Here is a 13,939-nt window from a genome sequence, read left to right on the forward strand (position 1 = left end):
AAGCCAGAATTGCCTATATTTGTAGAAAGATTTAAGCTGCATCCTTGGAAAATAAAGATATAGTGCGGGCTTTCCGGTTGGCTACTTCGCTGATGGAGCTGCACGACGAAAACCCCTTTAAAATAAGAAGCTATACCAACGCCGTAGCCGTGCTCGAAAGGCTGGAATCGCCGTTGGTGGGCTTAACGGCCGACCAACTGGAGCGCATTGAAGGTATTGGTAAAGCACTGGCCGGCAAAATTGTGGAGTTGTCTGAAACGGGTTCATTTGCCGATCTGGATAAATTTGTAGCAGCCACCCCGCCGGGCGTGGTCGAAATGCTGCGCATTAAAGGTATTGGGCCTAAAAAAATCCGGGCTATCTGGAAAGATTTAGGGGTAACCACCACCGAAGGCTTGCTGGAAGCCTGCGAAAACAACCAGATTGCTGCCTTAAAAGGATTTGGCGCTAAAACCCAGGAAACTATCAAGAATGCTTTGCTCTACACCCAGGAAAGCAAAGGGAAAGTGCTTTACGCCGAAATAGAACCCCTGGCGCTGCACCTGCGCGATTACCTACGGCAAACTTTAAACACTGAGCTGGTAGAAACAGCCGGCGAAGTGCGCCGGCGACTCGAAATTATTCAGACTTTGCTGTTAGTGATTGGCCAAAATAATCCAGACCCGGTATTCCAGGCCTTGGCCGCCGTGCCCGAGTTAACCTTCGAGGAACACCGCTCGGGACCATTTATTTGGCGGGGGCGGGAAAATACCGCTGGCTTGGCACTGGAAGTAAAGATAGTGCCGGATGCATGTTTTACGAACGAATTATTCTTACAAACCGGTTCCGAAGCGCATTTATCAGCTTTATTCAACGAATCGGAATGTTTGGTGCAGCTGACCCGAAAGGAGAAGTTTACCTCTGAAGCAGCCATTTACGAAAGAGCCGGCCTGGCGTTTGTACAACCCGAAATGCGCGAAGGCACCAACGAAATATTGCTGGCCCGCGAAAATGCTTTGCCCGAACTAATAACCGAGGATGATTTGCGGGGTATTTTGCACAACCACAGCACCTACAGCGATGGCGTGCATACCCTAGAACAAATGGCGGTTCATTGCCGCGATAAAGGCTACGATTACCTGGGCATCTGCGACCATTCTAAGTCCGCTTTTTATGCCAACGGCTTACAGGAGTTCCGGGTAAAAGAGCAGCACCGCGAAATAGAAAAACTCAACCGCCAGTTAGCGCCCTTCATTATTTTTAAAGGCATTGAATCCGATATTCTGGCCGATGGCTCCCTGGATTACGACAATGCGGTATTGGCTACTTTCGATTTTGTAGTAGCTTCTATTCACAGCAATTTAAAAATGGATATTACCAAGGCTACTAACCGGTTAATAGGTGCCATTGAGAATCCGTATACCACTATTCTGGGGCATCCTACCGGGCGATTGCTGCTGCGCCGCGAAGGTTACCCCATCGACCACAAAGCCGTAATTGATGCCTGCGCCGAGCACGAAGTTATCATTGAAATAAATTCGAACCCGTGGCGGTTAGACTTGGATTGGCGTTGGGTAGAATATGCTTTAGCAAAAGGTGTAAAACTAAGTTTAAACCCAGATGCGCACAGTATGGCCGGTTACGACGATATGCGCTACGGCGTATTTATGGGCCGCAAAGGCGGCTTAACCCGCGAGATGACCTTTAATGCCTGGTCGGCGGAAGCGGTTGCCAGCCATTTTGAAGCCCGGAAAAAACGAGCCGTAGAAATATTGGCTTCCTGATGAAAATATTAATCCTGCGCTTTTCTTCCATTGGCGATATTGTGCTGACCACGCCCGTCATCCGGGCGCTGAAGCAGCAGGTACCCGGCGCTGTAGTACATTATTGCACCAAACCCAATTTCAAAGCCCTGATAGCGCACAACCCTTATATAGATAAAATACACTACCTGCCCGAAAAGCTGAACGATTTAGTATCCGAGTTAAAGGCCGAAAAGTTTGATTACGTTGTAGATCTGCACAATAATTTACGTACGCGCCTCATCCGGTTTAAACTTGGCGTGCCGGCCAAAGGCTTCGATAAACTGAATATTCAGAAATGGCTGCTGGTAAATCTAAAAATATACCTGTTACCCGATGTCCACATTGTAGATCGGTACTTAGCCGCCGCCGCTAAATTAGGTGTTAAGAACGATGGCTTAGGGTTAGATTATTTTATCCCGGCTGCGGATGAAGTAACTAAATCCTCGTTGCCGCTCAGCCACCAAACCGGCTACGTAGCGTTGGCCATTGGTGCCCAGCACGCCACTAAGCGCTTACCCGTAGCGCGTATAATAGAACTCTGCGAGAAAATTAACCGCCCCATTATTTTATTAGGCGGCAAAGAAGACGGTGCTACCGGCGAGGCTATCCGGCAATATTTCGAACAATCTTCTCGATTAACGAGCAACGGACAACGAACAACGATCTTCAACGCCTGCGGGAGATATAATTTAAACCAATCGGCCTCTTTGGTGCGGCAAGCCGAATTCGTTTTTAGCCATGACACCGGTCTGATGCACATTGCCGCCGCTTTTAAGAAGAAAATATTCAGTATTTGGGGCAATACCGTACCGGAATTTGGCATGTACCCGTACCGCACCGATTTTACCGTGCTGGAAAACCGCAATATTCTGTGTCGTCCTTGTTCTAAAATTGGCTATGCAGCCTGTCCGCAGGGGCATTTTAAATGTATGCGGGAAATTAAGTTTGAGTTTACCTTGCCCTAATTTTAAAAATATTCAGTTCAGGGGTACCGTTATAAAATGTACTAAAATAAAAACGCCGCTGGTACAACCCAACGGCGTTTTTGCTTTAAGATGAGCTATGAATATTTTTAAATTATATCCTATCAAATCCGCAGTAAGAATGCAACACTTGGGGTAATTTAATGCCTTCGGAGGTCTGGTTGTTTTCCAGGATGGCCGCTACAATTCGGGGCAAAGCCAGTGCGCTACCGTTAAGCGTGTGCAATAACTGCGTTTTGCCGTTTTCGCCTTTGTAACGCAACTTTAAGCGGTTGGCTTGGTACGTTTCAAAATTGCTGCAGGAGCTAACTTCCAGCCACCGCTTTTGGGCCGCCGAATAAACCTCCATGTCGTAGGTTATAGCCGAGGTAAAGCTCATATCGCCGCCGCATAAGCGTAAAACCCGGTACGGTAACTCCAGTTTTTGCAGCAAGCTTTGAATGTGCTGGCTCATTTGTTCCAGCGCCTCGTACGATTTTTCCGGCTCCTGAATCTGCACAATTTCTACTTTATCGAACTGGTGCAGGCGATTCAGGCCGCGCACATCCGCGCCCCACGAACCAGCTTCGCGCCGGAAGCACGGCGTATACCCGGCATTTTTAATGGGTAATTGTTCGCGCGGAATTATTTCGTCGCGGTACATATTGGTAATAGGCACCTCGGCCGTAGGTATCAGGTAATAATTGTCGGCGGTGGCGTGGTACATCTGGCCATCTTTATCGGGCAACTGCCCGGTGCCGTAGCCCGATGCTTCGTTTACCAGAATAGGAGGTTGCACTTCAGTATAACCCGCTTTAGTGGCTTCATCCAGAAAAAAATTGATTAAAGCTCTTTGCAAACGGGCGCCTTTGTTTTTATAAACCGGGAAGCCGGCCCCGGTAATCTTGTTGCCGAGTTCAAAGTCGATGATATCGTATTTTCTAATCAGCTCCCAATGGGGTAGTGCAGTTTCGGGTAAATTGGGAATTGAGCCGTGTTCTAACACTACCTCGTTATCTTCGGGTGTTTTACCTTCGGGTACGCTGGCATGCGGGGTATTGGGTAATTTTAAAAGGGCGGCTTGTAAGCTTTCTTCAATAGACGAGAGTTCTTCCAGGTATTGTTTGGCTTTATTTTTTAATTCAGCTGTTTCGGACTTCAGGGTTTCAGCCCCGGCTTTGTCGCCGCTTTTCATTAAGCCGCCAATTTCGCGCGCCAAAACATTGGCCCGGGCCTGCACTTCGTCGTGCTCGGCCTGGGTGGTGCGCCGGCGCTGGTCCAGTTCTAAAATGGCAGCTACCTCGTCGGCCGCATTTTTATAATTTTTCTTCAGCAGGCCCGCAATAACCTGGTCGGTTTGTTCTCGTATTACCGCTATCTGTAACATGGTATAACACTTTTAAGCGTGCAAAAATATACTTTTTTATATAGTGCCGCTGCACGCTGAAAATATTAAATAAAAAATTGAAACATTTTAGATAAAAGTAAGCGTATTATTTGGTAATTAGGTTGCATTACTATAACATTGTAGTGCTAATAATGAACGAACCGTCTTTCCTGGTTCATCCTAACGAACTATAACCACTTTTCCTGAAACATTCACTCCTGTTGCCTCCTGCAATCCTGTGAACAAAATATTTATAACTACCTAATTTCTGTATGTACAATATTGAAGAATTGAAAGACAGATTGCTTTCAGAACTTAAAGAAATTGCTGAAGACCTTGGTGTAACCAATTTCAACAAACTCAGCAAGCAAGACTTAATATATAAAATCCTGGATCAGCAGGCCATTACCCCTCCCGAAAAACTGCCCAAAAAATACCGCTCTCCTGCCCGTAAACCTGAACCCGTAGAAGCAGCGCCCGAACCTGTTGCAGCCGCGGCTACCCCCGTGCAAACCTCGGTTATATTTGATGAAGAACCCCGGGTAGCGGAACCGGCAAGAGTTGTAACGGCGCCGGAAATACCAGCCGAAGCACCCAGCCGCCCGCCGGTTCGCCGGCAACCAGAGCCGCGCCGCGATACGAACGAAGCCCGCCCAGCCCGGGAACCACGGGCCCGGGAACTACGGGAGCCGCGGGAGACGACCTCACAACCACCGGTGCGGGAGCAAAACCAGGCACCCCGCGAACCGCAACCAAACCGGGAGGCCCAGGCACCACGCGAACCCCAGCAGTTACGGGAGCCCCAGGCACCCCGGGAAGTGCCAGCCCAGGCACCAGTACCAACCCGGGAGAACGGACGCGAACAAAACCAGCCGGTACGGGAGCAAGTCCAGCAACCCCGCGAAAACCGGGATCCTAATTTTCAGCAACGGCGGCCTAACCAACCCCAAGGTGGTGCTAACCAAAGCAATGCAAGCGGCCAGGCTGGCGGTCCTAATGCTGCTACTTTTAAAGAATTCGATGGCGTAATTATTAACGAAGGGGTACTGGAACTGATGCAGGACGGCTACGGCTTCCTGCGTTCTACCTATTATAACTACCTGGCTAGCCCCGATGATATTTATGTGTCGCCGTCGCAGATTAAATTATTTGCCTTAAAAACCGGCGATACCGTTAAAGGCCAGATTCGTCCACCCAAAGAAGGTGAGAAATATTTTGCTTTGTTAAAAGTGGAATCGATCAACGGCCGGACCACCGAAGAAATCCGGGACCGGATTCCGTTCCAGCACTTAACGCCTTTGTTCCCGGAAGAACGCTTAAACCTGAGCACCAAATCTTCGCTGTTATCAACCCGTATACTGGATTTATTTGCCCCTATTGGTAAAGGCCAGCGTGGTATGATTGTGGCGCAGCCTAAAACCGGTAAAACGGTGTTATTACAGGAAATTGCTAACGCTATTTCAGAAAACCACCCGGAAGTTTACCTCATGATTTTGTTAATTGATGAGCGTCCGGAAGAAGTAACCGATATGTCGCGGAACGTGAAGGCCGAAGTAATAGCTTCTACCTTTGACGAAACGGCCGAGCGCCACGTTAAAATATCCAGCATTGTATTAGATAAAGCCAAGCGCATGGTAGAGTGCGGGCACGATGTGGTAATTTTGTTGGATTCGATTACCCGATTAGCCCGTGCGTATAATACTGTAGTACCTAGTTCCGGTAAAATATTATCGGGTGGGGTAGATGCCAATGCTTTACACAAGCCCAAGCGTTTCTTTGGTGCGGCCCGTAACGTAGAAAATGGTGGTTCTTTAACCATTATTGCCACGGCCCTGATTGATACCGGTTCTAAAATGGATGAAGTTATCTTTGAAGAATTTAAAGGTACCGGTAACATGGAATTACAACTGGATCGCAAGCTGGCGAACCGTCGTATTTATCCAGCTATTGATGTGCCGGCTTCGGGTACCCGTCGCGAAGACTTGCTGATGGACAAAGACGAACTGAACCGCGTTTGGATTCTGCGTAAGTTTATGTCGGATATGAACTCGGTAGAGGCCATGGAGTTCCTGAAAGACCGCATGAAAGGCACCAAAGACAACGATGAGTTCCTGATTTCGATGAATAGTTAATATTTTCAAATATTTATGGATGCCCGGTTGTAGCAATGCAGCCGGGCTTTTTTATTTATTTTACTCAACTGTTTAGTCAATCCAATTTTATAGGGTTTTTCTAGCGCGGAGGTTACTTCCGTGCTCGCTTTGCTATTTATGGAAGGTACGGAAGTAACCTCCGCAACATAGTGGGCAACCTTAAAATATTATCATCAGAATAAAAGCCAGGCTGATAGACAGCGAAGAGATTTTGTTCATCAGCATGGTGTTTTCGAAGTTAGCTTCGGCGCGGTTCTGTCGGACCCGCCAAAACCACCGGTTAAAGAAAAACACTACGGGAGCCGTGCAAAGCAGAAAAATAAGAATATTTATTTGCTGATTAGTAGAGAAGAAAGCATATAGCAGCAAGGCGGTACCGGCAAATAAACTGAGACCGGAAAAAATAAAAGTGCCCTGGATACCTAATAACAAACTAATGGTTTTATCGCCCCGTTGGGCGTCTTCGGTGTGCTGGTAAACCTGGGTGAGCGGGTAAGAACCACATAAAAATAAAGAGCTAACGGCGGCAAATATTAAATTAGTAGGGCTGGTAATTATTGCCGTACCAACACCAATGCCCAGTTGCACCATTAGAAAAGTAAAAGCGCCTTGAAAAATGATGACAACTATTGTGCTGATAAAAGGGTATTTTTTGAGGCGTATTTTATCATAACTATAAGCTTTTGAAACCAGCAGGTAAACAGCAATACAAACGGCAAAAGGTATAGAAACAAACAAGGCTCCTAAAATAGCCAGCCCGTCGAATAACGAGACCAACCAGAAAAGACTTTTAGTAACTCTGGGGGGATGTTTCAAGCCCCCAATGCTACTTTCGTCGCGGTCGAAGTAACAGTTATAACCGTTGCTGGCCGGGTAAACCAGCAAATGAATTATCAGAAATACAGCAACCACTTTACCCACCGAATAATCAGTAACTACGCTCAGCGCAAACCAGAACACCGGCATCAGGTACACCGAAAAAGGTATTCGCATTAATTTTAGCGCATCACGCATGAACAGTTAACAATAAACAGTTATCAGTAAACAAAAACCAGTGAACAGTTAATAATCATTAAATAAGAGTAGTTTTAAAGATACGTTGGGATGAAGAAGCTTAAAAGCATTCACCCATCTAAATTATTATTCCATTCTATTTTCTTTAATTAAAGCCAGCTAGGCATAAACACGCCTAGTTAAATATAACTGTTTACTCGTAACTGCTAACTGATCACTGCTCAGTGTTTACGGGGTAGCCGATGAGGTAAATTATTTTGAGTCCGGTTTTATGTTTTACTTTACCGGCTCGCCAGGTATAATTCTTTACCGGTATAGCAGCCGTAAGTTGCAACAGGTGTTGCGGCGTATACAAACGCAATATTGAAACACAACCATCCCATAGAGTACAAAGTGGAATTAGCGGCACCAGGTACGTAAAGAACAACCGGCTCCACCGGAACGGACGCATAAACGGGGTAATAAAGAAAAATATTACCGGGAAAAATAACAGAGCAGCTAATATTTCGAGGTAGCTTTTGCCGGCACCTTCAAAAATACCGATAGGCACGCGTTTTTGGGCGGCATCCGTTAATATAGAGCGACTCAGGGTGGGATTAAAGTGGTGAAATGCGGAAAAGATAGTCCGGCATCCGGCTAGTTCACCCGGTACATCTGTGGCATCGATGGGTTCCGGCACAAAATCAATGGCACCGCCTGATTCTTGCCGAATCAGCTCAAAAGCCGGAATATTCGGGAATTTATCGCTGAGGATCACCTGAACAGGTTGTTGCATTTGGTCTGCCAATAGCTGCTGTATTCCTTTAATGCCGCCACCGCCCCCCGAGCACAAGTCTAAAATTGTGGTTTGTTCGCTTTTGATGAGTAATTCTCTTAATAAAGGTACAATGGGTTCATACACCCCCAACTTGCTGATGGAGAAGCGTAAAAAATCCATCATATTTTGCCGCAAAAAGTCCGGGAACCAGGGCTGATCCTCAAATTCGAATAATTGATATCGTTTCGTCACAAATGGTAAAGGAAAGAATATTTTTAACTTTTTTACGTTCAGGAAGGATGATTTGGCTCAAAAATATTCGTAACAACTTAATTATTAAGCTAAAATATTAAGTTGCCGGGTTTAGGTAAGGTATTTTGGGAACTATTTTATTTAAGTGCATCTTAACTTAAAATAATTCTCATAGGTTATATTTGTAAAGTTTTAAAGAGCCACTGGTTTGGTTCTTACAGGTTTAGTTTGCAGGAATGTCCGTAAAAGCACAGGTAAAAAAACAAACAGGGTACCGGACCTTTATCCGGGGTATGTGGCGAATATTTGCGGTAGGGCTAGCGGCCGTTTTTATCTATATTTTTTGTGTTTCCACTAACTTTCTTTTTCTTTTCGGCGATACACCCAGTACCGAAAAACTGGAAAACCCCAGCACCGAATTAGCTTCGGAATTATATACTGCCGATGGCGTTTTAATTGGTAAATATTTCACCGAAAACCGCAGCCCGGTTACTTACCAGAAAATATCGCCCATGCTCATACAAGCATTGGTAGCTACCGAAGATGTCCGGTTTTACGAACACGCCGGTATTGATCCCAAAGCACTTTTATCGGTTTTTTATTTTACGTTACAGGGCGATAAACGGGGCGGTAGTACGCTTACGCAGCAGTTAGCCAAAAATTTATACAAAACCCGCCGGAAAGAAACCACAGGTTTGCTGGGGTATATACCCGTAGTGAGTACCATTATTGCCAAAACCAAAGAGTGGCTTACGGCCATCCGGCTGGAGCGCCAATACACCAAAGAAGAAATCCTGACTATGTATTTAAATACCGTGGAGTTTGGATCAAATGCTTTTGGGGTAAAAGTGGCGGCTAAAACTTTTTTTAGCGTGTCGCCGGATAGTCTCAAAACCGAAGAGGCCGCGATGCTGGTGGGTTTGGTAAATGCCCCTACGCGTTACAGCCCCCGTTTTCGCCCCAAAGCGGCTTTAGAAAAACGGAATTTTGTTTTAGCTAAGTTAGCCAAGTACAATATTCTCAGCAAGGCCGAGGCCGATTCACTTAGCCAGTTACCCATTACGTTGAAGTATCACGTGGAAAACCATTACGACGGCCCGGCAACTTATTTCAGGGGAGCGGTAAACGAATTTGTGAAAGAATGGTGCGAAAAAGAAAACGAAAAAGCAGGTTACGATAAATACGATGTTTACAGCAGCGGCCTGAAAATATATACTACTATAGATTCGCGAATGCAGGAACTAGCCGAGGAAGCGGTGCAAGAGAAAATGAAGAGCCTGCAGGCCAAGTTTTACCGCCATTGGCGGGGTAAGAATCCCTGGACCGACGAGAAGCATAATGAGATTCCGAACTTCATTGAAAATATTGCCAGGCGCACGGAATACTATAAAAAGCTGAAAAGGGCTTACGGCGACGACCAGCAGAAAATAGATACGTTAATGAATACCCCGCGTAAGATGCGGGTGTTTACCTGGCAGGGTGAGAAAGATACAACCTTAAGCCCATTGGATTCGCTGCGGTATTACAAGCATTTTCTGCACGCCGGCATGATGAGCATGGATCCGTTTACCGGCCACATTAAAGCTTGGGTAGGCGGTATTAACTTTAAATACTTTAAATACGACCACGTGCGGCAAGCCCGTCGGCAGCCCGGTTCTACGTTTAAACCCTTTGTTTATTTAACGGCCATCGATAATGGTTATACGCCCTGCGATCGCATCCGCGACCAGCGGGTTAGCATTGATTATGTGGAGAATGGTAAACCCATGAACTGGCAGCCCGATAATGTTACCCGTTCGTACACCGGTATTAACATGACCCTGCGGCAAGCCATGGCCCGTTCGGTAAACTCTGTAACAGCCCAGCTAACCGAAAGAGTAGGCTGGGAGAAAGTAGCGGAATACGGCAAAAAGCTAGGTATTACCAGCCCGTTACAAGCAGTACCATCCATTGGCCTGGGATCGGGCGGCGATGTTTCGGTTTACGATATGGTGGGGGCTTACGCTACTTTCGTGAACAATGGTTTCCATAGCGAACCCATGTTTGTAACCCGGATAGAAGACCGGAACGGAAATATAATTCAAAGCTTTACGCCTAAGCAAAAGCGGGTAATCAGCGAAGAAGCGGCGTTTTTAATGGTACACATGCTGAAAGGCGGCATGGAAGAGCCCGGCGGAACCTCGCAGGCGCTGTGGGAATACGACCTCTGGAAAAACGGCAATCAGATTGGCGGCAAAACCGGTACTACTTCTAATTATTCCGATGCCTGGTATATGGGTATTACCAAAGATTTAGTGTCGGGCGTTTGGGTTGGCGGCGAAGATCGCAGTATCCACTTCCGTACTTCCGATACTGGTGAAGGCTCTAAATTGGCCCTGCCTATTTTTGGAACTTACATGGAGAAAGTCTATAAAAGCAAAGATTTAGGCTATAAAATGGGGCCTTTCCCGAAACCCACTGTAAAAATCCGGAAGAATTATCATTGCCCAACCCCAAGACTGGCTCCACCACCGCCCGTAGTAGATTCTATTAGTACCGATTTAATGCTGGAAGAATTAAACGACATACCATTACCCGGCATTTAGAGTGTTAGGGCCGCTCAGTTATAAGCTGAACGGCAATTCTGATAGCCTTATCATACAAAAGCCTTTCTGAGTTATTAGAAAGGCCTTTGTATAAGTGGTAATTGTGGATTTTATTCGGCTTTTTGGGTGGTATAAAAAGATTCCAAGGCTTCGTGAATGGTATTGTACTCAAAGGTAAAACCTTGTTTAGTTAATTTATCGCAACTAACGCGCTGGCCTTCCAGCACCACTTCGCTCATTTCGCCCAGTACCATTTTTAGCCCAAAAGCTGGTACTTTTAAGCCGGTAAGCGGTCTGTGCATTACATCGGCCAGAGCCTGGGTAAATTCTTTGTTCGTAACCGGATTGGGCGCTACGGCATTAAACACCCCCTGGTAGCTGGTGTTTTCTATTGCCTGAATAAACAACCGGCACAAATCATCGATATGAATCCAGGACATATATTGTTTGCCGGAGCCCAAAGGAGCCCCCGCCATTAGTTTTACCGGCCGGGCCATCTGGGGCAGGGCACCACCCTTATCGCTGAGCACCACGCCAATCCGGAGAATACAGGTACGAATATTTAATTCGTGAATTTGCCAGGCGGCAGCTTCCCATTGTTTGGTTACGTTGGCTAAAAAATCATCACCGTAGGCACTTTCCTCGGTTACCAGGCGGTCGTGGGTATCGCCATAAATACCAACTGCCGAGGCCGAAATAAAAGCTTTAACGTGGTGTTTGGTTTTACTCAGGCAGGTTCTTAATAATTGGGTGCCCTGGACCCGGCTCTCCAGAATTTCTTTTTTGCGCTGCGGGGTCCATTTGCCTTCGGCAACACTGGTACCGGCCAGATTAACGATATAATCGGCATAGCCCAGAACGTTGTCGTCTATAAACTGATTTTGGATATCCCACCGGAAAGTTTTATAACGGGCGTGCGGGTTGGCTTGCCGGCTTAAATGGGCTACTTCGTAGCCCTGGTCTATGAGCAGTTCTGAGAGGCGGCTGCCTATTAAACCGGTGCCTCCCGTAATTAGTATTCTTCCGGACATGTAGTTATTTAGGTATAATACTCCAGGTATCTGATACAAAGAGGTTTTTACGTGCAAAAAGCCAAAAGGTACAGCTTAAAATTAAGGTACGGGCTTAGTATTATATAAAAGTCTTATTTCCGGATATAAGTCAGAAACTCATTCCGGTACTGATCCTGCTGAAACAAACCTGAATATTCGGTGGTAATGGTGCTGCTGCTTACGTCGTTCACGCCCCGGCTCATCACACACAAATGATCGGCCTCAATATATACGGCTACATTATCCGTAAATAGCGTCGACTTAAGTTCATCAGCAATTTGCATGGTAAGCCGTTCTTGTACCTGGGGGCGTTTGGCGTAATATTGCACAATGCGGTTTAGTTTAGAGAGGCCTACCACGTGCTTATCCGGAATGTAAGCTACGTGAGCTTTGCCAATAATAGGCACAAAGTGATGCTCGCAGTAAGAATAAAGGGTAATATCGCGCTCTACCAGCATTTGGTTATAAGCAAAGCGATTTTGAAAAAGCTTGGCGTGCGGCTTGTTTTCCGGGTCTAAACCCCGGAAAATTTCGTTTACGTACATTTTAGCCACCCGGTGCGGTGTGCCCTGCAAACTATCATCAGTTAGGTCCAGGCCCAGAATGTGCATTATTTCCCGGAAATGCTTTTCAATGAGTTCGATTTTTAAATCATTGGTCATTTTAAAAGCATCTTCGCGCAGTGGCGTATGCAACGAAGAATTTTCGTGTTCGAGATCTTCCGCGTCTAAATTATATTTGTCCATTATATTCTACAAAGTTGCGTTCGGTTTCAAATAAAGTTACAGCTAAGGCGTACTCCGGCGAAATGCGTTCCCGCAGCCGGTTCCAGATAACCATGGCAATATTTTCGGCCGTTGGGTTTAAATCCTTAAATTCTTCGGTGTCGAGGTTCAAATTCCGGTGGTCAAATTTACGGAGAATTTCCTTCTTAATCAGTTCGCTTAGTTGCTTCATGTCGTACACGTACCCCGTTTCGGGGTTGATGCTACCGGTTAACTTTACGATTAATTCGTAATTATGCCCATGGAAATTCTCATTGCTGCACTTACCAAAAAAATCGTTGTTTTTAGATTTGCTCCAGGCAGGATTGTACAAGCGGTGGGCCGCATTAAAGTGTTCTTTTCTACAAACTGTAACCTTCATAACGATTTAACAAGCGGAGGTGAATTAATGTTCTGAGTTTTAAATTTAAAGCCGTATGTACAGATAAGGCTTAAGTCAAATGGGCGAATTCTAAAAGATATTAAATTTTTCTTTAGCAGTTTAAAGAACCTTTAATACCTACTGCTACAAGGATTTTAAGATACGTTTTATTCCTAAATTAAGCTGTATCCGAAAAGATTAATAATTAAGATAAGGACGGGTAAACTGTTTCGGGCCAGGAACACCTCCGGTAATATTTGTTCTTTATTCCAACCACCGCCGGATTAAATCTTCGGTATATTTTTCGTCGTGCCAACCGCCCAAACGGGCTTTTTGATTGGGGTTATGATGCAAAAACCACTGCTGAATTATTTCTTTAGCGGCCGGGTATTTTGTTTTTAATTCGGCTAAGGTTGCGGCCGCTACTACCTGCTCGCTGGGCTTGGCCGGAATGGTAACTATTACGTAATTGGTTTCATCGGCAATCTGTAAAGTTAAGGTTCCGATGGGAATAACTTCTACTACTGTGCCGGTGGCCACACTTTCGGCGAGAACCAGGGCCTGTAGGGGATAACTTTCGGCGGTCTCAGCGTTTTTTAAAGCGGTAGAAGGAATAAACCCGAGGTTGGCCGGAGCTGGTAAAAACTTAATGCTGGCGGGTAAACCGGCATCCTGCATATTTACAAAAGTCTTTTTTTGAGCGTCGTAGGCCTGCGGGTGATTACTGCCAGCCGGCGTTAAAATTACTACCTGTAATTGCTTCTGCTCCGAAAAAGTTGGTAAATGCTGGTAATCGGTTTTGCAGCCCGCAACCAAAAAAAGCAACACCCATACCAGGCTCGTATAA

At 45.9% G+C, this 13,939-nt stretch carries 11 protein-coding genes; 4 read left to right on the forward strand and 7 right to left on the reverse strand.

Annotation, left to right across the window (positions count from 1 at the left end):
- The first annotated feature begins 44 nt into the window (after positions 1–44).
- Entirely contained in the window at positions 45–1,763 is a 1,719-nt protein-coding gene (polX, locus tag AAE02nite_RS20520; protein ID WP_146902383.1) for a DNA polymerase/3'-5' exonuclease PolX, read from the forward strand.
- Entirely contained in the window at positions 1,763–2,749 is a 987-nt protein-coding gene (locus AAE02nite_RS20525; protein WP_146902386.1) for a glycosyltransferase family 9 protein, read from the forward strand. Before polX ends, AAE02nite_RS20525 begins: the two co-directional genes overlap by 1 nt.
- 112 nt (positions 2,750–2,861) lie before the next feature.
- On the opposite strand, the gene serS is transcribed toward AAE02nite_RS20525, so the two are convergent.
- The gene (gene serS / locus AAE02nite_RS20530) at positions 2,862–4,133 is read right to left on the reverse strand and encodes a serine--tRNA ligase (protein ID WP_146902389.1); all 1,272 of its coding nucleotides are present in this window, start codon (positions 4,131–4,133) and stop codon (positions 2,862–2,864) included.
- A gap of 272 nt (positions 4,134–4,405) precedes the next feature.
- Between serS and rho the strand changes: the two genes are divergently transcribed.
- Entirely contained in the window at positions 4,406–6,265 is a 1,860-nt protein-coding gene (rho, locus tag AAE02nite_RS20535) for a transcription termination factor Rho (RefSeq protein WP_146902393.1), read from the forward strand.
- Between the two features lie 180 nt (positions 6,266–6,445).
- Here rho and AAE02nite_RS20540 read toward each other — a convergent pair whose 3' ends face one another.
- Both AAE02nite_RS20540 and AAE02nite_RS20545 read right to left on the reverse strand, forming a co-directional pair.
- A complete protein-coding gene (locus AAE02nite_RS20540; protein WP_246151204.1) occupies positions 6,446–7,279 on the reverse strand; it encodes a UbiA family prenyltransferase in 834 nt (277 codons plus the stop codon).
- 235 nt (positions 7,280–7,514) lie between these two features.
- The gene (locus AAE02nite_RS20545) at positions 7,515–8,309 is read right to left on the reverse strand and encodes a class I SAM-dependent methyltransferase (RefSeq protein WP_146902399.1); all 795 of its coding nucleotides are present in this window, start codon (positions 8,307–8,309) and stop codon (positions 7,515–7,517) included.
- Between the two features lie 236 nt (positions 8,310–8,545).
- Between AAE02nite_RS20545 and AAE02nite_RS20550 the strand changes: the two genes are divergently transcribed.
- Positions 8,546–10,894 (forward strand): penicillin-binding protein 1A, encoded by a 2,349-nt coding sequence (locus AAE02nite_RS20550; RefSeq protein WP_146902402.1) that lies wholly within the window; start codon positions 8,546–8,548, stop codon positions 10,892–10,894.
- Between the two features lie 110 nt (positions 10,895–11,004).
- On the opposite strand, the gene AAE02nite_RS20555 is transcribed toward AAE02nite_RS20550, so the two are convergent.
- The 4 genes from AAE02nite_RS20555 to AAE02nite_RS20570 form a co-directional block, all read right to left on the reverse strand.
- A complete protein-coding gene (locus AAE02nite_RS20555) occupies positions 11,005–11,925 on the reverse strand; it encodes a TIGR01777 family oxidoreductase (RefSeq protein ID WP_146902405.1) in 921 nt (306 codons plus the stop codon).
- Between the two features lie 113 nt (positions 11,926–12,038).
- Positions 12,039–12,692, reverse strand: coding sequence for a GTP cyclohydrolase I FolE (folE, locus tag AAE02nite_RS20560; protein WP_146902408.1), 654 nt, complete (start codon positions 12,690–12,692; stop codon positions 12,039–12,041).
- On the reverse strand, positions 12,679–13,092 hold the full coding sequence (locus AAE02nite_RS20565; protein WP_146902412.1) for a 6-pyruvoyl trahydropterin synthase family protein: 414 nt from the start codon (positions 13,090–13,092) through the stop codon (positions 12,679–12,681). Before AAE02nite_RS20565 ends, folE begins: the two co-directional genes overlap by 14 nt.
- Before the next feature lie 264 nt (positions 13,093–13,356).
- Positions 13,357–13,920, reverse strand: coding sequence for an inorganic diphosphatase (locus tag AAE02nite_RS20570; RefSeq protein ID WP_170252655.1), 564 nt, complete (start codon positions 13,918–13,920; stop codon positions 13,357–13,359).
- Positions 13,921–13,939 lie beyond the last annotated feature (19 nt).

Origin of the sequence: Adhaeribacter aerolatus (assembly GCF_007991635.1) — a bacterium.
Lineage (GTDB): Bacteria > Bacteroidota > Bacteroidia > Cytophagales > Hymenobacteraceae > Adhaeribacter > Adhaeribacter aerolatus.